Source organism: Novosphingobium humi (assembly GCF_028607105.1).
Taxonomy (GTDB): Bacteria; Pseudomonadota; Alphaproteobacteria; order Sphingomonadales; family Sphingomonadaceae; genus Novosphingobium; species Novosphingobium humi.
On sequence record NZ_CP117417.1, the window covers coordinates 786,828 to 809,372 of the forward strand.

Genomic DNA, 22,545 nt, shown 5'->3' on the forward strand with positions numbered 1-22,545 from the left:
TGGCCGTTAAAGCCAGCCCTCGCGGCGATACCATTCCGCCGTGCCCGTCAGGCCCCCGCGCGTTTCGATCAGCGGGCGCCACAGATCCGGCGGCGGCGCGGCATCGGGGCTGACCACCCAGTCGGGATGGGTCATATAGCCCACGCGGTCGGGCGTCAGCTTGGCCCGGCTCCCGCGCAGCATACCGTCGATCTGCGCGCCCAGCCGCAAAAAGCCGGGCTTCAGCGAAATCACCCATGGTCGTTTGCCCAGCGCGGCGCCGATCGCGCGGGCCATGTCGATATGGCTCCACCCGCCCGGCACGCCGTCGTCCGGCTCGAACGTGTGGCCATTGACCGCCGTGCCGCCCGGAATCAGCACCAGCAGCAGGCGCGCCAGATCCTCGACATGGATCATGCTGGCGCGGCCCCCGGCGGGGACAGGCACCACGCCCCATTTGGCCGCGCGGAACAGTTCGAACATTTCCGCATCGCGCGGGCCATAGACGGCGGGCGGGCGGATGATCGTCCAGTCGAGCCCGCTGGCCTTGACCAGCATTTCGGCCCGCGCCTTGCTGGCGCCATAGGCCGAGAGATCAGGCTCGCGCGCCGAAAGCGAGGAGACGAAGATGAAGCGCGGCACGCCTGCGGCGCGGGCGGCCTCGATCATGTTCATCGTGCCGAGCACATTGGCCCGCTCGAATTCCTGCGGGTCGGCGGCATTGACCAGACCCGCGACATGGATCACCGCTTCGGTCCCGCGCACCAGATCGTCCAGCGCCCCGCGGGTGGACAGGTCGCCCGCCACCCATGCCACATGGTCCTGCGGCGGCTGCGCCCGGCGGGCCAGCGCCTGAACCGCGATCCCGCGCGAACGGGCCAGTTCCAGCACCATCTGTCCGACAAACCCCGTGCCGCCGGTCAGCGCGACCAGCGCCCGATCCTTGCGCACCATCAGACCATCACCAGTTGGTCGCGGTGGACCACGGCGGGGCGGGGCGCATAGCCGAGGATTTCGGCGTGATCACCCGACTGGCGGCCCATCAGCATCGCACATTCGGCGGCGTCATATTCGGCCAGTCCATGCGCCAGAACGGCGCCGTCGCCATCGCGGATCGCCACCGCATCGCCGCGCACAAAGGCGCCCTCGACCGCGACGATCCCGGCGGCCAGCAGGCTGGCCCCGCCGCGCAGGGCCTTGACCGCGCCCGCATCGACCGTCAGCGAGCCTTTGAGCCGCAGCCGCCCGCCCAGCCATGCCTTGCGGGCCGGTTTGCGCGAGCGGGGCAGGAAGAGCGTGCCCACGCCCTGCTCCATGATCCGGCGCAGCGGGCTTTCCACCGTGCCATTGCCGATGACCAGCGCGATGCCCGCCATTTCGGCGATTTCCACCGCTTGGAGCTTGGAAATCATTCCGCCTGAACCCATGCCGCTGCCCGAAACGGGGCTGGCCATGGCGCGGATTTCCGGGGTGATGCCTTTGACCAGCGGCAGCAACTGGGCGCCCGGCTCGCGCGGGTGGCGGTCATAAAGCCCGTCAATGTCGGACAGCAGCAGCACCGCATCGGCGCGCGCGGCCTGCGCCACGCGGGCGGCAAGGCGGTCATTGTCGCCAAAGCGGATTTCCTGTGTGGCAACCGAATCGTTTTCATTGATGACCGGCACCGCGCCCGCGTCCAGCAGGCGGGTGAGCGTCGCCGTGGCGTTGAGATAGCGGCGGCGATCTTCCAGATCTTCCAGCGTGAGCAGCAATTGCGCCGCCGTCAGCCCATGCGCGCCCAACAGTTCGGCCCACAGACCCGACAGCGCGATCTGGCCCACCGCCGCCGCCGCCTGCGCATCGGCGAGGCTGCCGCGCCCGCCCTTTTCCAGCCCCAGCCGCCGGGCGCCCAGCGCAATCGCGCCCGAGGACACCACGATCACATCCTGACCGCGCGCCTTGGCCGCTGCGATTTCCGACACCAGCGCGGTCAGCCATTCGCGCCGCGCCCCCGCGCCGTCGACCAGCAGGGACGATCCCACCTTGAGCACAAGGCGGGGGGTCAGCGCGGGATCGGCAAGGTCGGAGAGCTGGGATATGAGAGACATGGCGCCAGCGGATAGGGCAAAGCGGGCGGGGGAACAAGGCCCCGCCGCCCGCGATTGGTCCGGTTAAAACGCCGGTTCATACCCCGGAGGCAGGTCGCTGATATTGCTGGCCGCGCCTTCGACATGGATGCCGCATTCGGTCTTGTCCCATCCGCGCCAGCGGCCCGAACGCGGGTCTTCGCCCGGCGCGACCTTGCTGGTGCAGGGCATGCAGCCGATGGAAGGATAGCCCTGCGCCACCAGCGGATGGCGGGGCAGGTTGTGCTCGTCCATATAGGCCGACAGACGCGCCGCATCCCAATCGATCAGCGGGTTGATCTTGAGCCGCCCGGCCGCATCGGTCGCGTCCAGTTCAAAGATCGGCAGGCCCGCGCGGGTTTCGGCCTGAAACCCCTTGCGGCCCGTCACCGAGGCGTCATACCCGGCCAGCGCCTTGGCCAGCGGGATCACCTTGCGGATCTCGCAGCAGCCGTCCGGGTCATAGGACCAGCGCAGGCCCGCATCATCCTTCTTGGCCAGCGTTTCCGCATCCGGGGTCAGGTTGATGCCCCCCGTCAGCCCCAGATGGGCGATCAGCGTGTCGCGATAGGCCAGCGTTTCGGGGAAATGCTTGCCGGTTTCGAGGAACAGCACCGGGGCATCGGGCGCGATGCCCGACACCAGATGGAGCAGCACCGCGCTTTCCGCGCCAAAGCTGGAAACCAGCGCAACGCGGCCCGCCACGCCCTCGACCAGCACCGCGCGCAGCACATCCGCCGTGCCGGCATCCGCATAGCGGGCGTTGAGCGCGGCAACATCCTGCGCCGTGAAACGGGCCGAGGTGTCGATGCGGTCGATGGGGCGGGCGGCCATGTTACAGACCGTGCCGCAGGGCCCAGATGGGCTTGCGACCATCGACCACGGTGGCCTGATAGACCTGCGGCCAGGTCTTGAGCGCGGTGTCGGCTTCCTTGAGGTCAAGCGGCTGGTTCGGCGCGATGGCGTCAAAGCCGCAGCGGTGCAGGTGGCTGAGCATATCGACGCCAATGTCGCCGCTGGCGCGCAGTTCCCCGGTATAGCCCGCCTCGCGCAGGATACGGGCCGATGAGAAGCCGCGCCCGTCGGTGAAGGCCGGGAACGTCACCTCGACCAGCGACAGGCGATCGAGATGGGGGATCAGCGCGCGTGCATCCTCGCCCGGCTGGATCACCACGGCATTGGCGTTGGTGTCTTCGGCAAAGGCCGAGAGGGCGACGGTGGGGGCCGAAACGGCCTCTTCACCTTCGCGGAACAGGAACTGGACGTCAGCCATAGATCGCTTCCTTGAACGGGTTCATGCCGATGCGGCGATAGGTGTCGAGGAAGCGTTCCTCGCCTTCCTTGTTGGCCAGATAGACCTGTGTGGCCTTTTCAACCGCGCCCACGATGCCGTCTTCGTCAAAGCCGGGGCCGACGATCTTGCCAAGCGAGGTGTCCGCGCCTTCGCAGCCGCCGAGCAGAAGCTGGTAATTTTCCAGACCCTTGCGGTCGACGCCCAGAATGCCGATGTGGCCCGCATGGTGATGGCCGCAGGCGTTGATGCAGCCCGAGATCTTCAGCTTGAGCTCACCGATTTCCTCGGCCTTGTCGGCCATGCGTTCGGCGATCTTCTGCGCGACCGGAATCGAGCGGGCATTGGCCAGCGTGCAGTAATCAAGGCCGGGGCAGGCGATGATGTCAGTGATCTTGTCGAGATTGGCCTCGGCCAGCTCGGCCGCGACCAGCTTTTCCCAGACCGTGAACAGATCGGCCTTGCGCACATGGGGCAGGACGATGTTCTGGGTGTGGGTCACGCGCAGCTCGTCAAAGCTGTAGGTCTTGGCCAGGTCAGCCATCATGCGGATCTGTTCGCCCGTGGCGTCGCCCGGAATGCCGGCCTGCTTGCTGCCGTCGGCCAGAGTCTTGACCGGCTTGAGGCTGATGTTGACGATGGCATAGCCGGGGGTCTTGTGCGCGGCGGTGTTGTTCTTGACCCAGGCGGCAAAGGCAGGGTTCGACAAGTCGAGATCGTCCGACAGGCCGGTTTCATAGGCCGGATCGGCAAAGAAGGTCTTGATGCGTTCGAGCTCGGCCAGCGGCGGCTCGATGGCCAGCGTCTGGAGATGGGCAAATTCTTCCTCGACCTGACGACGATATTCATCAACGCCCAGTTCGTGGACGAGGATCTTGATCCGCGCCTTGTACTTGTTGTCGCGGCGGCCATAGCGGTTGTAAACGCGCAGACAGGCCTCGGAATAGGTGATCAGTTCGTCAAGCGGTACGAAGGCCTTGACCAGCGGCGCGATGAAGGGGGTGCGGCCCATGCCGCCGCCCACATAAAACGCCGCGCCGATTTCGCCCGCTTCGTTCTTCACGATCTGGATGCCGATGTCGTGCAGGCGCATGGCCGCGCGGTCGGTGTCGGACGCGATCACGCAGATCTTGAACTTGCGCGGCAAGGCCAGAAATTCCGGGTGGAAGCTCGACCACTGGCGCAGCAGTTCGGCATAGGGGCGCGGGTCGATCAGTTCGTCCGCCGTGGCGCCGGCATACTGGTCGGCGCTGATATTGCGGATGCAATTGCCGCTGGTCTGGATCGCGTGCATTTCCACGCTGGCCAGATCGGCCAGAATGTCGGGCGTGTCTTCCAGCTTGATCCAGTTGTACTGGATGTTCTGGCGCGTGGTGAAGTGGCCGTAGCCGCGGTCATATTTGTCCGCGATATCGCCCAGCATCTTCATCTGTGCGCCCGAGAGCGTGCCATAGGGCACGGCCACGCGCAGCATATAGGCGTGAAGCTGGAGATAGAGGCCGTTTTGCAGGCGCAGCGGGCGGAACTTTTCCTCGCTCAGCGTGCCTTCGATGCGGCGGCGGGTCTGGTCGCGGAATTCAGCGACGCGGGCATCCACCATCGCCTGATCATAATGGTCGTACAGATACATCAGAGCACCTTGTCGGGGGTCGCGGTGGGGTCGAGGCTGAGGTCAAGGCGGACCGTGGGGCCCAATGCGCGGATGCGCTCCTTGATGTGGGCCGGGCGGATGCCGTCGGCGGTCTGTTCCGCATCGATGACATAGGCGCCATTGACGCGGCGGGCGGCTTCCTCGGCGGCGATCACGGCGGCGGCATCATCGCCCACATCCGCCGCATCATTGACATGAAGCGACCATGCCGCCCCATTCCACCAGGTCACCGCCCCGGATTTCAGGTCATTGCCCGTGATAATCTTCACTTTATTGCCTCCAGCGCCACGCGGGCTATTTCGGACTGGGCGCGCGCGGTCACGGCGCCGATGATGATAAGGGCAGGGCTTTGCACCCTCTCGCGCTCCACCAGATCGGCCAGAGCCGCCAGCGGGGAACGCAGCACGCGCATATCGGGCCGCGTGGCATTTTCAACCACCGCCAGCGGGGTTTCCGGGGAAAGCCCGTCAGCGATCAGCTTTTCGGCAATCTGCGCCGCCGTGGCCAGACCCATATAGATGACCAGCGTGCGCCCGACGCCCGCCAATCCGGCCCAGTTCTGATCGGTCAGACCCTTGCACTGGCCCGAAACAAAGCTGACCACGCTGGCCGCGTCGCGATGCGTCAGGGGCAGGAGCGCCGCCGCACCCGCGCCCACGGCCGCCGAAATGCCGGGCACGACCTCGACCGCAACGCCCGCTGCGATGCAGGCTTCGGCCTCTTCGCCGCCGCGTCCGAAGATGAAGGGATCGCCGCCCTTCAGGCGCAGCACTTCACCGCCCGCCAGCGCCTCGCGCACGAGCAGGGCGTTGATCTCGTCCTGCGGCATCGAATGGCGGCTGCGGCGCTTGGCCACGCTGACAAGGCGCGCACCCGCGGGCGCCATGGCCAGAATGCGCGGATCGACCAGCCCGTCATGCACGATCAGCCGCGCGCCCATGATCAGCCGCGCCGCACGCAGCGTCAGCAGGTCCGGATCGCCCGGTCCGGCGCCGACCAGCCAAACTTTGCCCTCAGGGCCATTGGGGCCGGTCGCGCCCGAAGAGGTGGTTTCATTCATGGTCGCCCCCATGGGCCGATGCGCGCAAGGTTGAAAGGCAGAATGGCTTTGGCCGGGGGAAGGGAAACTTTTGCCTGCCGGTTCGGTGGTCTTGCACGGGTCTGGCCATGGCGGGGGCGGCGCTCTTTTGGCCCCGTGATCGGCATGGCCGACGCCGACCGGGGATGAGGTGCCTTCGAAATGGATACTATGGAAATTGCGTAAGCGGGCGGTCGGGGCAAATTAATGATGAATGATTAGATTTTGTCCACAAAAGACAGGGGCGGAGGCGGATTTGAAGCATCACCTTATTCTGGTCGTGGATGATGATGTGCTGTCGCAAGGGCTGGTCTGCGGGATCATTGCGGCGGCCAAGCCCAATTCACGCAGCATTATGGCGGCCAATGGCCATCAGGCGCTGGAAATCTGTCGCGAGCAGGAAATCGACTGTGTGCTGGTCGATTATGAAATGCCCGATATGGACGGGCTGACGCTGGTGCGGCTGCTGCGCGAACAATATCCGTTTCTGCCGATCATCCTTTGCACCGGGGCGGGCGATGAATTGCTGGCCGCCGAAACGCTGAAAAGCGGGGCGACCGACTATTTCCCGAAAAACCGCATGTCGCCTGTGGCGCTGCGGCGCGCGATCAACAATGCGATCGATCTTAACGTGCGGATGAAAACCATCCACGATCAACAGGCTGATATAGAAGCCTTCGGCTTTGCGCTGGCCCATGATTTCAAACAGCCGGTGCGCCAGATCATTACCTTTTCCGACATGATCGCGCAGGAGACGAAACGGTTGAAGGGCGAGCGTCTGCCCCAGATGCTCAAATTCATGAGCGATGCGGCGCGCAGGCTCGACTCGCTGGTCGATGTGATGGTGCAATACACTTTGCTGCAGCAGACGCCCGAATTGAAGCTGTGCGTTTTTTCCGCCATTTTCAAGGAAACGATTGCATCGCTTCAGGATTACATCACCGCAAGAAACGCCAAAGTGAATTTCAGCGGCGATGCGCTGGTTCTGGTTAATGCCTCTTTCCTGTCCCAGGTTCTTCAGAATCTGATCATCAACGGCATCAAGTATAACAAAAGCGAGCAGCCGGTGATTGATGTTTCGGTGACGCAGAACGGCGATGTGGCCGTGGTCAATGTCACCGACAACGGCATCGGGATCGAGAAGCAATATCTCGAACATGTGTTCAAGCCGCTGACGCGCCTGCACAACCGCAGCGAATATGAAGGGTCAGGGCTGGGGCTGACGCTGGCGCGCAAGGCGGTGGTGGCGATGCGGGGCGATATCCGCTGCGAATCCACCCCCGGTGTGGGCAGCACATTCTCCCTGCGTTTGAGAACCGCGGCGGCGCAGGACGCGGCGGCATGAAAACGACAATTGAACCAAAGTGGATTATTACATGGTGACTTTGGGTTAATCCCCGGTTTGACGGCAATACTTATCGGACTTTAAGATAAACTGCATGCGGATTGTCGAAAGTGCGATCACATGAGGAGGGTTTGACTGGGACGGAGGACGAAGAAAACGAATTGATCGAAGGAAGATTTCGACATGCATCATACAATTTGTCCGCGCCGGTGGCGTGGGACCATGCCCGCGGCCGGCCTGCTGCGCATCGCGGCGCACTGGACGGCGGAGGTTGCGCGGCCATGATCGAGCAGCCCGCGACCATGCCGTTTCAGGCGGCCAATATGGACAACGCCTTTCGCGCCCTGTTTGATTCTTCGCCCTGCGGCCTGATCCTGTTGGATGAAGCCGGGCGGATCGTCGTCGTGAACCAGCGCCTTCAGGATATCTTTGATTACAGCGCGGAAGAATTGCTGGGCCAACCGGTCGAAATCCTGCTGCCCCATCGCGACCGGGCGCAGCATGTCGGCCTGCGCGACGGCTTTATCAAGGCGCCTGCGGTGCGGTCGATGGGGCTGGGGCGCGATCTGTCGGGGCGGCGCAAGGACGGGATGGAGATCCCGGTCGAAATCGCCTTGACCTATGTTGATCTGCCGCAGGGGCGGATGACCTGTGCGCTGGTGATCGACATCACCCTGCGCAAGCGCGCCGAACTGCGCCTGCGCGAGGCCAATGTGCAGCTTGAGGAATTCACCCATGTCGCATCGCATGATCTGCGCAGCCCGCTGCGCGGGATCGCCAATCTGATCGAATTCATCGAGGAGGATTATGGCGAGAGCGCCCCGCCCGAGGTGCGCCGCAATCTGGCCCGCATGGCCGAGCGGATCGGCGCGATGGAGCAATTGATCGACGATCTGTTGACCTATGCCCGCGCCGGGCGGCGCACAGTGAAAACCGAGGCGGTTGATATGCATGCGCTGGTGGCCGAGGTGGTTGCGATGGAGCCGCCGCAGCCCGGCTTGCGGATCGAAACCGATGTTGATGTGGAGACCTTCGATGGGGTTCGCACGCCGATCAGCACGGTTTTGCGCAACCTGGTTTCCAATGCCATCAAGCATCATGATCGCGATGAGAAGAACATTTCCATCCGCGCGCGGGCGCAGGGCGACATGTGCGTGATCGATGTGCGTGATGATGGCCCCGGCATTGCCGTGGCGGCACAGGCCCGCGCCTTTCGCCTGTTTCAGACCGTGTCGAGCACGGGGCGCAGCAATTCGGGGCTGGGGCTTGCCGTGGCCAAACGGCTGGTCGAGGCCCATGGCGGCGAGATCGAACTTATCAGCGACGATGGTCAGCGGGGATGCCATTTCCGCGTCTATTGGCCGCGTTTTGCCCGGAGTGACCGCGATGCCTGAGATCGTCAATATTCTGGTGGTCGATGATGATGACGTCACGGCCGAAACCGTGCGCCGCTCGCTGAGCAAGGTGGGCGGCCATTTCCACGTGGTCGAGGCCGGCGATGGCCAGGAAGGGCTGGAAATCCTGCGGGGCCGGTCGGAAAAGACCCTTGAACGGCCCTATATCACCCTGCTCGATCTGAATATGCCGCGGATGAACGGCTTTGAATTTCTTGAGGCGGTGCGCAGCGATCCGGCGCTGGCCAGTTCGGTGATCTTTGTGCTCTCCACATCGGATTCCGACGCGGACCGCACCCGCGCATATAAGGATCAGGTGGCCGGTTATATGCTGAAATCGGCAATCGGCCCGCAAATGCTGCGCCTGACCACGCTGCTGCATGATTATGCGCAGTCGGTCCGGCTGCCGCTCTGATGGTGGCGGACGATGACCGAGATCGCCCCCCAAGCCATCCTGCTGGTCGATGACGATGATGTCGACCGCGAGGTGTTCATCCGCGCGCTGGACCGGATGGGCATGTTTTCGACGATAGCCGAGGCCAATTGTCTCGATTCCGCGCGCGAGCAATTGCGCCGCCACAAGTTCGACTGCGTGCTGCTCGATTACCATCTGGGCAGCGAACTGGGCACCGATCTGGTGCCCGATATCCATGCCCATCGTGAAGAGCCTTGCCCGATCATTCTGGTGACTTTGCGCGATGCCGAAGAGGTGCTGGCCGATTCGATGCGGCGGGGCGTGTCCGATTATGTGGCCAAGGCCACGGTCAGCCCCGAACGCCTGCGCGAGGTCATCATCAGCGCGATCCGGCGCGCCGAACTGGAACATGCCACAAGGCTGGCCGATGAACGTCTGCGTCAGGCCACCGAGGCGCTGCGCGATGAGCATGAGCGGTCCTTGCAGCGCGCGCTGGACGAGGCCCAATCGGCCAATCGTGCCAAGAGCATGTTCGTGGCCAATATGAGCCACGAGATACGCACGCCTTTGAACGCGATCATCGGGCTGAGCTATCTGCTGGAGCGGACAAAGCTGGACCAGCAGCAGGGCGATCTGCTGGGCAAGATCAAGGCGGCCAGCCGGGCGCTGCTGGGCATCGTCAATGATGTGCTGGACATTTCCAAGATCGAGGCGAACCAGATCGACTTGGCCATCGCGCCTTTCAGCCTGAACGAGGTGTTGCGCAGCATTGAGGGGCTGGCGCTGGTCCAGATCGGCAGCCGCAAATTGCGTTTTGCACTGCGGCGCGGGGGCAGCCTGCCCGACATGATCGTGGGCGACGGCGGGCGGCTGCATCAGATCCTGCTCAACCTTGTCACCAATGCGATCAAGTTCACCGAGGCGGGCGAGGTCAGCCTGAGCGTGTCGGTCAAGAACCGCAATGACGAGATGGCCCATCTGCGGTTTCAGGTGGATGATACCGGCATCGGCATCGAGCCGGAGCAAATCGGCCGCCTGTTCCATCCGTTTGAACAGGCCGATGTGTCCACCACGCGGCGCTTTGGCGGAACGGGGCTGGGCCTGTCGATCTCGCGCGATCTGGCCCTGCTGATGGGCGGCCATATCGACGCGGCCAGCGAGCCGGGCAAGGGCAGCCATTTCTGGGTTGATCTGCCCTTTGAACTGGCCTCGGGCGATCTGATCGTGGCCGGGGATCCGGGCGGCGGGGATGTCGGTGTCCCCCGGCTCAGGGGCGTGCGCGTGCTGATCGTGGATGACAGCGAGATCAATCTGGAAGTGGCCCGCCATGTGCTGGAACTGGAAAGCGCGATCGTCACCACGGCGGAAAACGGCGCGCGGGCGGTGGAAAAGGTGATCGCCGAAAGGGGGGGCTTCGACGTTATCCTGATGGATATCCAGATGCCGGTGATGGACGGCTATGAGGCCTTTCGCCAGATCGAATGGACGTTGGGTCCGGCGCGGCCCGCGGTGGTGGCGCTGACGGCGGGGGCGGCGCATTGCGATGATCGCGATGCCACGCTGGCGCGGATGGACGGGCTGATCACCAAGCCTTTTGATGCCAGAACGCTGATCGAGGTGATCCGGCAAAAGGTGGCCGCCGGTCATGCCGAACCCGATATCGCCCGCAACGGCGAGGGCGCGGGTCAGGCGGCGGATGAATGGCCGGTCATCGACGGCATCGATGTCGATGATGCGCGCGAAAGGCTGGCCGATAACAAGGCGCTGTTTCTCAATTCGCTGCAAAGGTTTCTGGACGAAAATGACCAGATCGCGGTGATGGATGAGCCTGCCTCGCCGATGATGAAACGGCTGCACCGGATGAAGGGCAATGCGGGCCTTCTGGGCATGCAGCGCATCCGTATCATGGCGCAAAAGGCCGAAACCGCGCTCGGCCGCAACGAGGGGACGACGGCAAAGCGGCTGCTGGGCGAATTGGATGCCGAGCTGAAGGCGGTGGCGGCCGGGTTGCATGCCTATCGGTTGAAGCGGGCGGGGTAGCGGGTTTGGCGGGGTTTTAAAGGTTTGCCTCCGGCGGGTTAAGGGCGGGGGCCCTTAACAATCCCGATATTGTCTGCGTCGCGCCATTGGGGCTGCCTTGTGCTGGGGGTATTTGAATATAAAGCCTGCGGCGCCAATCAGTGTGAGCTTGCCGCGCCGCAGGCTTTCAACTCATACCGCAGACACATCCATGCCAACCACGTGCCACCCCATTAATGGGATTGCAAAGGGACGAGTCCCTTTGCCCGCCGGAGGCATCCCTTCTAAAAAAAACTAGCCCCCCATCAACGGTCTGGCCAATGGCGGAGCATTCGTTAAAGTGGGGGTATGAAACGCATTGCAGTCTATTGTGGCTCTGCCACTCCCGCCGATCCCCGTTACATCGAACTGGCCCAGGAAGTGGGCACCGAACTGGCCCGGCGCGGGATCGGGCTGGTGTATGGCGGCGGTCGGCTGGGCCTGATGGGCGCGGTGGCCGATGCGGCGATGGCGGCGGGGGGCGAGGTGATCGGGGTTATCCCGGTGGCGCTGGCCCATGTCGAGGTCGAGCATAAGGGTCTGACCGAGTTGATCACGGTTGAGACGATGCATGAGCGCAAGGCTGCGTTTGAGCGCCTTTCGGACGGCTTCCTGACCCTGCCGGGCGGGGTGGGCACGATGGACGAGTTGTGGGAGGCGGTGAGCTGGGCGCAGCTTGGCTATCATCAGAAGCCGGTGGGTCTGCTCAACGCTTTTGGTTTTTATGACGGATTGCTGGCCTTCAACCGCCATATGGGCGAGGTCGGCTTTATCCGCCCCGCGCATCAGGGCATCATTCTGGCCGAGCGCGAGCTGGACCTGTTGCTGGACCGCATGGCCGCGCATGAACCGGGCGAACAGATCATCCGCATGGACCCCAAGACGCTGTGACGCTTGACCGGGGGGCATTGGTGGAGGCCGCGCGGGAGAGCATCGCGCGCGGGTCGAAGAGCTTTGCCGCCGCCTCGAAACTGTTCGATGCGGCAACCCGCGAACGGGTCTGGCTGCTCTATGCCTGGTGCCGGGCTTGCGATGATCTGGCCGATGATCAGGACCATGGCGGGGCGTTGGGGGCGCAGGCCGGTGCGTCCGAGCGGTTGGAGCAGATCCGGCGCCTGACCGCGCGCGCGCTGGGCGGGGATGCGACCGGGCATTTCGCCTTTGACGCGCTGGGCGTGGTGGCGGCCGAATGCGGGATCAATGCGGTGCATACCGGCGATGTGATTGCCGGATTTGCGCTGGATGCGGCCGGATGGCGGCCCCGGACCGAGCTGGACATGCTGGGCTATTGCTATCATGTGGCGGGCGCGGTGGGCGTGCTGATGGCGCTGGTGATGGGCGTTGATCCGGAGGATGGCGATACGCTCAACCGGGCCAGCGATCTGGGGATCGCGTTCCAATTGGGCAATATCGCCCGCGACATTGCCGAGGATCATGCGGCGGGGCGGTGTTATTTGCCCGCCGAATGGCTGGCGCAGGTGGGGGTGGATGAGGGCGATCTGATGGCGCCCCGGCATCGCCCGGCTCTGGCCGCGATGGCCGGGCGCATGGCCGCCATGGCGCAGGTCTATGAGGCCAGCGCGCGGGCCGGGGCGGCGCGATTGCCGTTTCGCTGTCGCTGGGCGGTGTTGTCGGCGGCGGGGATCTATGGCGCGATCGCGCGCAAGGTGGCCGCGCGCGGCCCGCGCGCGTGGGAGCAGCGTGTATCGACCAGCGGGCTGGAAAAATTGCGCTTTCTGGGCGGCGGATTGATCGGGGCGATGGCGGGGGCGCCCGGACAGGTGCCGCTGGTTCCCTATCGCCGGGGTGAGCTGGCGCAGGCGGTGGCGCGCGTTTGACCGGGGCGACGCGATGGTTCCGGGCGTAAAAAAGCCCCGCCGGTCCGGCGGGGCTTTCCTGTTGTTTTGACCCGTTTTTTATTATTAGCAGGGCGAAATGGCAACGCCATGCGACCCGCAGGCATGCGGGTTGGGGTGAGGCAAATGCTCGTAAGCGTGGGAAGCGTGTTGGAAAAACTTCTCACGGGCCCATTCGGTACCAACCGGATGGTTCTGGCCTTCGCTGTTGCTGTGCGAGGGCGCCGCTTTTGCATCAAACTTGGGTAGTGACTCAGTCGGACGAACCTTATCGGTTGCCGAAGTGGCAATTAGTCCTGATGCAGCGAGAATCAGGATAATATTAGCGCTCATGCCTGTGACCCCTGTTCTGTTTTGGGCAAAATGCCGTTTAAACAGGGGTTAAATATCGGTAAGTTTGCGTTATTTATTATTTAAGGGTGCGGGTTAAGCTGAAATTAACCGACATCAATGATCCAATATGGTACAATCGATCAGGGCCGCCGATTGGCCGGGCTGCACGGTCTTTGCAAAATGCAAAAGACCGTTAAGGGCAGGCATTCCCGCGCGCGCAGTCGGTTTTTCAGGCAATGGGATAGGTGGTGCCCGGAGGATTGCGGCGGCGGAACAATTCGCCCTTCTCGCTGTAGAGAATCAGCGCGAGGCAGCCGCAGCCTGCCGTCAGCAGCGCCGCCGCCAAAGGCCGCGCCGTGCCGTCAAACGCCTGCCCGATCAGCGCGCCCAGCCATGAGGCCAGCACCATGCGGATGAAGGCCTGCGCCGAGGAAGCCGCCCCGGCCTTGCGCGCAAAGGGTTGGAGCGCGATGGAGGAGAAATTGGCCCCCAGAAAGCCCAGCAGGCACATGTTGACCGTCATCATCGGCACGAATTGCCACAGCGTCTCATCCGGGCGCGTCGCCATATAGAATTGCAGCGCGCTGGTGGCGATATAGACGACCAGCGCGGTATGGCTGACCCGGCGGGCGCCAAACCGCATGACGATGCGCGAATTGATGAAATTGGTGCAGGCCATCACCATCGCCATCCCTGCAAAGATCAGCGGAAAGCGCGTTCCGGCTCCGAAATGCTCGCCCACCAATTGCTGGCACGAGTTGATATAGCCGAACATCGCCGACTGGATCAGCGCCATGCCGAACACATAGCCCAGCGCCGCGCGGGTGGTCGTCACCTCGATCATCGAGCGGCCGATATTGGGCAGGCTGATCGGCTGGCGATATTCGCGGCGCAGCGTTTCGGGCAGGCGCAGCGCAATCCATGTGGCCAGCACAGTGCCCATCAGCGCCATCACGCCGAAAATCCAGCGCCAACTGGCCATCAGCAGGATCGCCTGACCCACGCTGGGCGCGATCATCGGCACGATCATGAAGACCATAGAGACGGTCGATTGCATCCGCGCCATCCGGTCGCCTTCATGCAGGTCGCGGATGATCGCGGCGGGCAGCACCGCCAGCCCCGCGCAGGCAAAGCCCACCATCGCGCGCAGCACCAGCAATTGCTGGAAATTTTCCACCAGGCCGCAGGCCGCCGAACAGGTCACATAGGCCCCGATGCAGCCCAGCAGCACCGGCCGCCGCCCGAAACGGTCGGCCAGCGCGCCGGGAACCAGACAGCCAAGACCGCTGAAGATCAGGAAAACGCCCACGACAAGCTGACGCTCGTTGGGATCGCGCGAGCCCAGTTCGCGCGCCATTTCGCCAAGCGCGGGCAGCATCGAGTCCACCGCCAGCGCTTGCAGCGCCTGTACCAGACCCATGAGGAGAATGAATTCCAGCCCGCCGATCTTCTTGTCGGCAGGCCCGGGGGAAGGAGAAGTCATGGATTCACCATGGCCGCATGGCGCCAAAATGGCTAGCCCCTGCGGCCAACAAATCATATAGTGAAAATTACGCTGATAAGTGGGAATATATGCGTATCATTTGATGGATTTCAAGGGGCGACTTTGAACGGGTATTTTTAAATATCAGAAATATCGGCAATTTTTAAAATTGGCACGCCTCCTGCAGTCCTTCTGGCATCCGGCAAGCGCCGGTTTGAACCACGCAACGAACCACCAGAAGGATACCGACCATGTCCATCTTCCGCACCGCCGCCCTCAGCCCCGCCGCCCTGAGCTTTGCCACCACCGCCGCGCTGGGCCTTGCCACGTTCACCTTTGTCATGCCCGCCCATGCGTCCGCGCCTGCCTCCTCCGCCGCCATGTCTGTTCCGGTGACCTTTGAAAAGCTGGAAGGCGATGCGCCGACCATCCGGGTGTCCTATGCCGACCTCGACCTTTCGACCGAGCAGGGCCGCCATGTGATGCGCAAGCGCCTGGCCGCCGCCGCCAATATGGTGTGCGATGAAATGTCGGACCTGCCCGACCGGCTCAAGGCCCGCGCCCTTTACGAAACCTGCCGCGAAGAGGCGCTGGACAAGGCCACCACTCATTTCGCGGCCAAGCTGAAGGAAAGCAAGCTGGCCCAGCGCTGATCAAATTTGTTCTTTTTATGTTCAAATCCCGCGATGCCCCGGTGCCAAATGTGCGCCGGGGCATTATCGTGCATCCATGGAATCGGCTCCGCATCAGGATGAGGAAATCAGCGCGCCCGGTCTGCGCAAGATCATCCATGTCGATATGGACGCCTTCTTTGCCAGCGTTGAGCAGCGCGATGATCCTTCGCTGCGCGGCCTGCCCGTGGCCGTGGGGGGCAGCCGCGAGCGCGGCGTGGTGGCCGCGGCCAGCTATGAGGCGCGCAAATTCGGCGTCCGCTCGGCCCAGCCCAGCGTGGTGGCGGCGCGGCTGTGCCCCGCGCTGATCTTCAAACCACCGCGTTTCGAGGCCTATCGCAAGGTTTCCCAGCAGATCCGCGCGATTTTCCGCGAATATACCCCGCTGGTCGAGCCATTGGCGATGGACGAGGCCTATCTGGACGTGACGCAGGATATCAAAGGCATCGGCAGCGCGACGCGTATTGCCGAATTGATCCGCGCGCGCATCAAGGCGGAAACGGGCCTGACCGCCAGCGCCGGGGTCAGCTACAACAAATTCCTCGCCAAGATCGCCAGCGACCAGAACAAGCCCGACGGATTATGCGTGATCCGGCCGGGCGAGGGGGCGGATTTTGTCGCCGCGCTGCCGGTGCGGCGGTTTCACGGCGTGGGGCCGCGCGGGGCGGAGAAGATGGCCGCGCTGGGGATCGAGACGGGGGCGGATCTGCGCGCGCATGACATTGCATTCCTGCGCGAACATTTCGGATCGCTGGCCGATTACCTCTATCGCGCGGCGCGGGCCATCGACCTACGCGCGGTCAAGCCCAACCGGCCGCGCAAATCCCTTGGCGGTGAGCGGACCTTTGACCGCGACATTTCCACCGGGCCGGGCCTGCGGCAGGTGCTGGAGGGGATCATCGAGATGGTCTGGCAAGATATTGAAAAGGCCAAGGCGCAGGGGAGGACGGTGACGCTCAAACTGCGCCTGTCCGATTTCTCGATCCGTACCCATGCGCGCACGCTGGACCGCTTTGTCGAGGGGCGCGGGGAATTTGCCGGTATCGCGCGCGAATTGCTCGATGACCTGTTGCCCTTGCCCTTGGCGGTGCGGCTGATGGGGCTGACGTTATCGGGGTTCGAGGCGGCAGAGGCGCCGCCGCCGGTTGAGGGCGGGGGGCAGATGGTGTTGTTTTAGCCGGCAGGTCGCATGGGAGGGCCGATCCCCCGCGCTATCCTGCCGGCCCTTGGCCCGACACCCACACTTCGATCCGGCCCTGCAAGGCAGGCAAGAGATCATGGGGCAGCGCGTCGGGCGCGAAAAACGCCGCATGGGTGATTTCGCGCAGGTCGGGCCGGGGCGTCCCGCGGCACAGGCCGACCACGACATGCACCCTGTTGCCTGCCCCGTGCAGCGTGTCGAGCGCCACATCGACCACGCGCGGCGCCATCAGATCGCAGCCCAGCTCCTCGGCAAATTCGCGGATGGAGGCGGGAATCGGGTCCTCGCCGCGCTTGAGGCCGCCGCCGGGGGGCATCCAGTTCGATTTGCCATAGGAATGGCGCACCAGCAGCACGCGCCCGGCCTCGTCCAGCGCGAGAATGCGGCAGCCTTCGAGACGGGGCCGCCGGACCCGCCACCATGTCTTGCGCAGCTCATGCGCCCCGCGCAGCGCGACGCGGTGCAGCGGCGCGGGCAGGCGCGCAAGGATGGCTTCGGCGATCAGGCCGAGCATCGGGGGGCGATCAGGCCGAGCATGGCGCGCGTTCGGGCATCAGGTGAAGCAGGTGACGGGCGCCTTTGCCGCGCCCAGCAGGCGCGCCACCGGCAGATCATGTTCGCCCGCGATGGCGGCGCGCAGGATCGCCTCCTTTTCCGCCCCGCGCGCCACGAACAGCAGCGCCTCGGTGGCGACAAGGCTGGGAATGGTCAGCGAGAGCCGGTCAAAGGGCGCCTCGGGCGGCAGGGGATCGGGCGTCAGGCGCAGCACGCGCGCCGGGGCGTCGGGCCGGGGATCGGTGTTGGGAAAGAGCGAGGCGATATGGCCATCCAGCCCCATGCCCAGCCACACCAGCGCGAAACGGGGCGGCACCGCGCCTTCGGCCAGCGGCACGATGCGCGCGCCCAAAGGTTCGAGCGCGGCGCGGATGCGGCCGACATTGGAGGCGGCGTGATCCTCGGGCACCACGCGATCATCGCCCGGCCAGACCGCGATTCGATCAAAAGGCAGGCCCTGACGCGCCAGTTCGGCAAGGATCGGAAACGGAGTCGATCCTCCTGGCAGCGAAATGGCGATTTCGCCAGAATGTGCTGCAAGTGCGTCGGACAGATGCTGGGCAAGCCAGTCGGCGACGGCGCTGTCGCTGGCGCCTTGGTTGATGATGACATGGGGCATGAACGGTGAATAGCAAACGCAGGCGGCAAGGGCAAAGCGGCGGCGCGCGGATGCAATCCTATGCATCAGCGTTTAATTACGGGATTGCGCCTAAGTAAGTCATCCAGATTTTATTAGTATCTTTTCATATTTTCATCCTGTCTGTCCAGGGTATGAAGAGAATGGTAAACCTATGCAATTGATTGTATTAATGGATATGCAGGGTCGTAAATAAAGAATGAAATAGGTATCTCTGGCTATATGTTGGACAAGGGCATAATAATCAAAAAACGCTAGGTTTTGTTTATGCGATATAGCGGATTGGCAAGAAATTTGCCGCTCCGCCATTTCGCACCTGATCAAATCGGGGGCCTATGGAGGAATGAATGCTGGTTGAGCATGTTTTGAACGATCGTCTTTCCGATGTTGCCGAAAAGGAGCGCAATCCCGAAGCGAGCCCCAATTCTGTTCAGGAAAAGAACGCCGACAAGGATGAGGCACGGATCGATATTCTTCTGGTCGAAGATGACGATGCCGATGCCTTCATCATTCTTGAGGCGCTCAAGAACATTCCCAAGGTCAAATCGGTTGTCCGGGCCATTGACGGGGTTGAGGCATTGGAAATCGTCGATGCGCGCAACTTTGTGCCGCATCTGGCGCTGGTTGATCTCTCGATGCCGCGCATGAACGGCTTTGCCTTGCTGGCCGATCTCAAGGCGCGGATTCAGGTGGATTTTCCCTCGGTGGTGCTGACATCGTCGCGTGCGGAAATGGATGTGTTCCGCGCGGGCAAGAACGGCGCCTGGAAATACATCACCAAGAAGGAAAAGGTGAACATGATGACGCAGTCGCTGCGTCGCATCGTCAAGAAGATCTGATCCGAAAGAGGCTCTGCCCGCTGGGCGGCGGGCAGAGCCTTTTTTCACCCCAACAGGCTGGAGAGAAACCACACGCGGGTTTCGGCCTGATCGGTCCAGTCATCGGCAAAGCCTTCGGTGGCATTGTCGCCCGCCGCGCCGGCGGCGGATTTGACCTCGCGGATCGCCTCGACAAGGCGGATATTGTCATCGCGCAATTCGGCAATCATCTCGGGCGCGCTCAGGTCTGCGCGCGGCTGATCGGCAATGCGCGAGGCCGAGGCGATGGCGCCGATCCCGGTCAGCGCCGCGCCGCCGTTCTTGCGCACCCTTTCGGCCACAATATCGGTCAGCGCAAAGATCGTGCCCGCCTGCTCATCGAACAGCAGATGCAGGTCGCGGAATTGCGGCCCTTTGACATGCCAATGAAAATTCTTGGTTTTCAGATAGAGCGTGAAGAGATCGGCCAGCAAGCCGTTGAGGCTGTGGGTGAGGGCGGTCTTGGCGTTGTGATCGTTCATCTTGCGCATCCCTTGCTGAATATCAGGCCTCGCAGCATTGGGGCCTTGCTGTGTTAAGGGATGTCTAGCGCGTTTGGTTCAATTGGAAAAATGGATCAATACGGCCACGGTAATTGGCCTGGGCGATTTATTGTCCTGCGGATCGGGGCGATTACGTGTTGAAACCCAGCCATATCCATCCCGACAGGCCCACGCCCAGCCCCAGCAGCACCGCGCCCGCCCAGCGCCGGATCTGGACAATCCCGCCCTGCGCGTCCAGCATCGCCTCCGAGGCCAGCCAGCCCAGCAGCAGCGCAAAGCCCGTGCCCACCGCGCCGCCCGCCGCCGCCGGGATGGGCGCATCCCCCACCAGCGCCACGGCCAGCACGATAAAGCGCGCCGCATCGGCCGCCTGATGCATCAGCAAAACCAGCGCGGCGGCGAACAGCGAGCGGGTGGGTTCCTTGGCCTTGAAACTGGGGCGAAATATTAATGCTTCGCCGCCCGCCGCGATCAGCGCGAAACAGGCCAGCACCAGCCGCGCGGGATAGGTCATCTGCGCGGCCATTTCGCCCGAAAACCATGCTGCAAATGCACAGGCCAGCGCGCCCGTGATCGCCCCCATCATCAGCAACCCGCCATGCCGCCCCAGCCGCGCGGTCAACGCCGCCACCAGCATTTGGTCGCGCGCGCCGATCCCGGCCAGAAAACAGCCCAGCATGGCCCACAGGGCGGCGTTCACTCGAAAATCGCCTTCTGCATCACCGCGGCGATGCGGCGGGCATGGGCCTGCAGGGCGGCGGCATCGGGCGGCTCCATCATCTGTGCGGTGGCGGAGTCCCACAAGGCCAGCCAACGCTCGAACATGGCCGGGGTCAATTGGCGCTTCATGGCATGATGGGCGGCGATGGGGGCGCCGCGATAAAGGCCGCGCCCGCGCAATTGCGTGGCCCAAAAGGCGGTCAGCGCGCGGAAATGGTGGGGCCAGTCGGTGATCCGCGCAAAGACCGGCGCCAGCATGGGGTCATGCCGCGCCTGACCATAGAAATGCTCGACCAGGCGGGCCAGATCGGGATGGCGCATCTGCACCGGATGGAGGGGGGCGGATTGGGTCACGATCCGGGGCCTAGACGCGGTTGGCCGCGATGAAAAGCGCCTGTTTGCGCTGCGTCTCGCTGCGGCACAGCGGGGCATTTTCAGGGGCCACTCGATTCGTCGAAAGTGCTGTGCGCTTTGTCGCGGGCCCATTGTCTACTTTGTGAATTGAGTTATTCACCTCAAAGTCGTCCTGAAGCAGGCGGGGCGATGTTGGCAATGCTCGATGGGCGAAATCTTGCATCAGGCGCATGGGTGCGAGGTTTCGCCTGTCTGGTTTTCGCAAAACCCGTATCCAACCTTTCAGGTACTGTCCGGCACGCCCGTCCTGCTTTGGGACAACAATTTAGCGAATCGCGCAATTCTGCGCCTCGCGGCGAGTGACAAGGGCCGGAATCGCGGTTAATCTGCACACCGATGGTGTCGGAAGCCTCAGTCCTTTTTGTCTGTTTGGGCAATATTTGCCGCTCGCCTTTGGCCGAGGGCGCGTTTCGCGCCGCTGCCTCGCGGGCGGGCTTTGCTGTGCATGTCGATTCGGCCGGGACCGGCGGCTGGCACATTGGCGAGGCGCCAGATCCGCGCGCCCGCGCCGAGGCCGCAAGGCATGGCGTGGACATCACCCGGCTGCGCGCGCGTCAGGTCGAACGCGCCGATTTCCGCCATTTCAGCCATATCATCGCGCTGGATGAGGCCAATCTGGCCGATCTGCGCCGTCTGGCCCCGGCTGATGCCTCGGCCCGACTGGCGCTGCTGCTCGACCATTTGCCGGGGCGCGAGGGCCAATCGGTGGCCGACCCCTATTATGGCGGGGCCGAGGATTTCGCTGCGGCATGGAGCGAAATCGCCGCCGCGGCCGAGGCGCTGGTCGACCATTTGCGCTGCGGGGCCTGATAAAACTCGCGTCTTGGCGCGATGCTGTGGCATAAGCGGCGGGAAATGCACCAATAGTCACGGGGCTCCATGCGCGACGATGATCTGATTGCCTTTACCCGCAAGGCGCTGGCCTTGCTGTTCATCGTGGCGCTGGCGGCGCTGGTGGTGGAATTGTCCTATCTGCTGATTCTGGTGTTTGCCTCGGTGGTGGTGGCGGTGGTGCTGCGCTCGCTGGCGGGGCATTTTCTGCGTCTGCGACTGGGCGACGGGGCGGCGGTGGGGCTGGCGGTCCTGTCGTTGCTGGCGATCTTTGCGGGGCTGGGCTGGATGTTCGGCGGGCTGGTTTCGGGCCAGTTTGTCGAACTGGGCCGCCAATTGCCCCAGGCGGTGGATGCCGCGCAGGCCTATCTCGACCATTGGCATATCGACTATAACCTGTCCGAAATGGCCAAGGTCGCGCGCGAGCAACTCTCCTCGATCTTTCAGCGCGCCAGCGGTTTCGTGATTTCCGTGGGCGGGGTGGTGGCCGATGTGGCGGTGGTGTTTGTGGGCGGCATCTTCTTTGCCGCCGATCCGGCGTTCTATCGCGGCGGGGTATTACGCCTGCTGCCCCGCTCGGTCGAGGGCCTGATGGCCGACGCGCTCGACGATTGCGGGCGCGGGCTGCAATTGTGGCTCAAGGGCCAGATGGTCTCCAGCCTGTTCATTGCCGCGCTGACGCTGGCGGGTCTGCTGCTGCTGCAGGTGCCCTCGGCCTATGCTCTGGCGATACTGGCCGGGGCGTTTGATTTCATTCCCTATCTGGGGCCGGTGCTGGCCGCGATTCCCGGCGTGCTGGTCGGCTTTTCGGCCAGTCCGACCACCGGCCTGTGGACCATCGGCCTTTTTGTGCTGGTCCAGCAGATCCAGGGCCATGTGGTCCAGCCGATGGTGCAGAAAAGTTCGGTTGATCTGCCCCCGGTCGTGTTGCTTTTCACGGTGATCGCCACGGGCACCTTGTTCGGCCCGCCGGGGGTTCTGCTGGCCGCGCCGATGACCATCGTGGGTTATATTCTGGTCCAGCATCTTTATATCGGTGCGATGCTGGGGCGGGCGCCGCGCCGCCCCGCCGGGCCGCGCCAGCCCACCTGAACCATATTTCATGTTGCGCCTTGGCAACGCTTTTGCGGGCTTTTTCGGTGTGTCCGTAATTCAAAGTTGAAAGGCG

At 63.6% G+C, this 22,545-nt stretch carries 26 protein-coding genes; 11 read left to right on the forward strand and 15 right to left on the reverse strand.

Translation table 11 applies throughout. The features are described from left to right. Window positions 1–6: 6 nt before the first annotated feature. The 7 genes from PQ457_RS03600 to cobA all read right to left on the reverse strand — a co-directional run bounded on the left by PQ457_RS03600 (window position 7) and on the right by cobA (window position 6,086). Window positions 7–933, reverse strand: coding sequence for an NAD-dependent epimerase/dehydratase family protein (locus PQ457_RS03600; protein WP_273618413.1), 927 nt, complete (start codon window positions 931–933; stop codon window positions 7–9). Next, window positions 933–2,066 carry a glutamate 5-kinase gene (gene proB, locus PQ457_RS03605; RefSeq protein ID WP_273618414.1) on the reverse strand — a complete coding sequence of 378 codons (1,134 nt, stop codon included), beginning with the start codon at window positions 2,064–2,066 and terminating at the stop codon, window positions 933–935. Before proB ends, PQ457_RS03600 begins: the two co-directional genes overlap by 1 nt. A 63-nt stretch (window positions 2,067–2,129) precedes the next feature. Beyond that, on the reverse strand, window positions 2,130–2,918 hold the full coding sequence (locus PQ457_RS03610) for a phosphoadenylyl-sulfate reductase (RefSeq protein ID WP_273618415.1): 789 nt from the start codon (window positions 2,916–2,918) through the stop codon (window positions 2,130–2,132). A 1-nt stretch (window position 2,919) separates the two neighbouring features. Next, window positions 2,920–3,357, reverse strand: a complete 438-nt coding sequence (locus PQ457_RS03615) for a DUF934 domain-containing protein (protein WP_273618416.1) — start codon at window positions 3,355–3,357, stop codon at window positions 2,920–2,922. After that, on the reverse strand, window positions 3,350–5,005 hold the full coding sequence (locus PQ457_RS03620) for a nitrite/sulfite reductase (protein ID WP_273618417.1): 1,656 nt from the start codon (window positions 5,003–5,005) through the stop codon (window positions 3,350–3,352). The genes PQ457_RS03615 and PQ457_RS03620 overlap by 8 nt, the downstream gene beginning before the upstream one ends. After that, window positions 5,005–5,295 (reverse strand): DUF2849 domain-containing protein, encoded by a 291-nt coding sequence (locus PQ457_RS03625; protein ID WP_273618418.1) that lies wholly within the window; start codon window positions 5,293–5,295, stop codon window positions 5,005–5,007. Before PQ457_RS03625 ends, PQ457_RS03620 begins: the two co-directional genes overlap by 1 nt. Continuing rightward, window positions 5,292–6,086 carry a uroporphyrinogen-III C-methyltransferase gene (gene cobA / locus PQ457_RS03630; protein WP_273618419.1) on the reverse strand — a complete coding sequence of 265 codons (795 nt, stop codon included), beginning with the start codon at window positions 6,084–6,086 and terminating at the stop codon, window positions 5,292–5,294. The genes PQ457_RS03625 and cobA overlap by 4 nt, the downstream gene beginning before the upstream one ends. A 274-nt stretch (window positions 6,087–6,360) precedes the next feature. On the opposite strand from cobA, the gene PQ457_RS03635 reads away from it, so the two are divergent. The 6 genes from PQ457_RS03635 to PQ457_RS03660 all read left to right on the forward strand — a co-directional run bounded on the left by PQ457_RS03635 (window position 6,361) and on the right by PQ457_RS03660 (window position 13,154). Further along, complete coding sequence (locus tag PQ457_RS03635) at window positions 6,361–7,449, forward strand: hybrid sensor histidine kinase/response regulator (protein ID WP_273618420.1); 1,089 nt, start codon at window positions 6,361–6,363, stop codon at window positions 7,447–7,449. A gap of 281 nt (window positions 7,450–7,730) precedes the next feature. Further along, window positions 7,731–8,843, forward strand: coding sequence for a sensor histidine kinase (locus tag PQ457_RS03640; RefSeq protein WP_273618421.1), 1,113 nt, complete (start codon window positions 7,731–7,733; stop codon window positions 8,841–8,843). Then, window positions 8,836–9,258 (forward strand): response regulator, encoded by a 423-nt coding sequence (locus tag PQ457_RS03645; RefSeq protein ID WP_273618422.1) that lies wholly within the window; start codon window positions 8,836–8,838, stop codon window positions 9,256–9,258. Before PQ457_RS03640 ends, PQ457_RS03645 begins: the two co-directional genes overlap by 8 nt. Window positions 9,259–9,270: 12 nt before the next feature. After that, window positions 9,271–11,298, forward strand: a complete 2,028-nt coding sequence (locus PQ457_RS03650; RefSeq protein ID WP_273618423.1) for a response regulator — start codon at window positions 9,271–9,273, stop codon at window positions 11,296–11,298. A gap of 327 nt (window positions 11,299–11,625) precedes the next feature. Then, complete coding sequence (locus PQ457_RS03655) at window positions 11,626–12,207, forward strand: LOG family protein (RefSeq protein WP_273618424.1); 582 nt, start codon at window positions 11,626–11,628, stop codon at window positions 12,205–12,207. Then, entirely contained in the window at window positions 12,204–13,154 is a 951-nt protein-coding gene (locus PQ457_RS03660; RefSeq protein WP_273618425.1) for a phytoene/squalene synthase family protein, read from the forward strand. Before PQ457_RS03655 ends, PQ457_RS03660 begins: the two co-directional genes overlap by 4 nt. 84 nt (window positions 13,155–13,238) lie before the next feature. Here PQ457_RS03660 and PQ457_RS03665 read toward each other — a convergent pair whose 3' ends face one another. Continuing rightward, on the reverse strand, window positions 13,239–13,505 hold the full coding sequence (locus tag PQ457_RS03665; RefSeq protein ID WP_273618426.1) for a hypothetical protein: 267 nt from the start codon (window positions 13,503–13,505) through the stop codon (window positions 13,239–13,241). 229 nt (window positions 13,506–13,734) lie between these two features. Then, complete coding sequence (locus tag PQ457_RS03670; protein WP_273618427.1) at window positions 13,735–14,988, reverse strand: multidrug effflux MFS transporter; 1,254 nt, start codon at window positions 14,986–14,988, stop codon at window positions 13,735–13,737. A gap of 251 nt (window positions 14,989–15,239) precedes the next feature. Between PQ457_RS03670 and PQ457_RS03675 the strand changes: the two genes are divergently transcribed. Beyond that, window positions 15,240–15,641 carry a UrcA family protein gene (locus PQ457_RS03675; protein WP_273618428.1) on the forward strand — a complete coding sequence of 134 codons (402 nt, stop codon included), beginning with the start codon at window positions 15,240–15,242 and terminating at the stop codon, window positions 15,639–15,641. Window positions 15,642–15,717: 76 nt separating this feature from the next. Next, entirely contained in the window at window positions 15,718–16,836 is a 1,119-nt protein-coding gene (dinB, locus tag PQ457_RS03680; protein WP_273618429.1) for a DNA polymerase IV, read from the forward strand. A gap of 34 nt (window positions 16,837–16,870) precedes the next feature. On the opposite strand, the gene PQ457_RS03685 is transcribed toward dinB, so the two are convergent. Together PQ457_RS03685 and PQ457_RS03690 are read right to left on the reverse strand one after the other, a co-directional pair. Then, on the reverse strand, window positions 16,871–17,374 hold the full coding sequence (locus PQ457_RS03685; RefSeq protein ID WP_273618430.1) for an NUDIX domain-containing protein: 504 nt from the start codon (window positions 17,372–17,374) through the stop codon (window positions 16,871–16,873). A 39-nt stretch (window positions 17,375–17,413) separates the two neighbouring features. Further along, window positions 17,414–18,034 (reverse strand): 6-phosphogluconolactonase, encoded by a 621-nt coding sequence (locus PQ457_RS03690; RefSeq protein WP_273618431.1) that lies wholly within the window; start codon window positions 18,032–18,034, stop codon window positions 17,414–17,416. Between the two features lie 365 nt (window positions 18,035–18,399). Here PQ457_RS03690 and PQ457_RS03695 point away from each other — a divergent pair, with 365 nt between their 5' ends. Further along, complete coding sequence (locus PQ457_RS03695; RefSeq protein ID WP_273618432.1) at window positions 18,400–18,891, forward strand: response regulator; 492 nt, start codon at window positions 18,400–18,402, stop codon at window positions 18,889–18,891. Between the two features lie 44 nt (window positions 18,892–18,935). Here the strand turns inward: PQ457_RS03695 and PQ457_RS03700 are convergent, their stop codons facing one another. From PQ457_RS03700 to PQ457_RS03715, 4 genes are all read right to left on the reverse strand, one after another. Further along, a complete protein-coding gene (locus PQ457_RS03700; RefSeq protein WP_273618433.1) occupies window positions 18,936–19,391 on the reverse strand; it encodes a Dps family protein in 456 nt (151 codons plus the stop codon). A 151-nt stretch (window positions 19,392–19,542) separates the two neighbouring features. Continuing rightward, on the reverse strand, window positions 19,543–20,112 hold the full coding sequence (locus PQ457_RS03705) for a hypothetical protein (protein ID WP_273618434.1): 570 nt from the start codon (window positions 20,110–20,112) through the stop codon (window positions 19,543–19,545). Beyond that, entirely contained in the window at window positions 20,109–20,486 is a 378-nt protein-coding gene (locus PQ457_RS03710; protein ID WP_273618435.1) for a group III truncated hemoglobin, read from the reverse strand. The genes PQ457_RS03705 and PQ457_RS03710 overlap by 4 nt, the downstream gene beginning before the upstream one ends. A 10-nt stretch (window positions 20,487–20,496) precedes the next feature. Next, the gene (locus tag PQ457_RS03715; RefSeq protein WP_273618436.1) at window positions 20,497–20,718 is read right to left on the reverse strand and encodes a hypothetical protein; all 222 of its coding nucleotides are present in this window, start codon (window positions 20,716–20,718) and stop codon (window positions 20,497–20,499) included. Between the two features lie 164 nt (window positions 20,719–20,882). On the opposite strand from PQ457_RS03715, the gene PQ457_RS03720 reads away from it, so the two are divergent. Together PQ457_RS03720 and PQ457_RS03725 are read left to right on the forward strand one after the other, a co-directional pair. Then, on the forward strand, window positions 20,883–21,356 hold the full coding sequence (locus PQ457_RS03720; protein WP_273618437.1) for a low molecular weight protein-tyrosine-phosphatase: 474 nt from the start codon (window positions 20,883–20,885) through the stop codon (window positions 21,354–21,356). A 69-nt stretch (window positions 21,357–21,425) separates the two neighbouring features. Then, window positions 21,426–22,469 (forward strand): AI-2E family transporter, encoded by a 1,044-nt coding sequence (locus PQ457_RS03725; protein ID WP_273618438.1) that lies wholly within the window; start codon window positions 21,426–21,428, stop codon window positions 22,467–22,469. Window positions 22,470–22,545 lie beyond the last annotated feature (76 nt).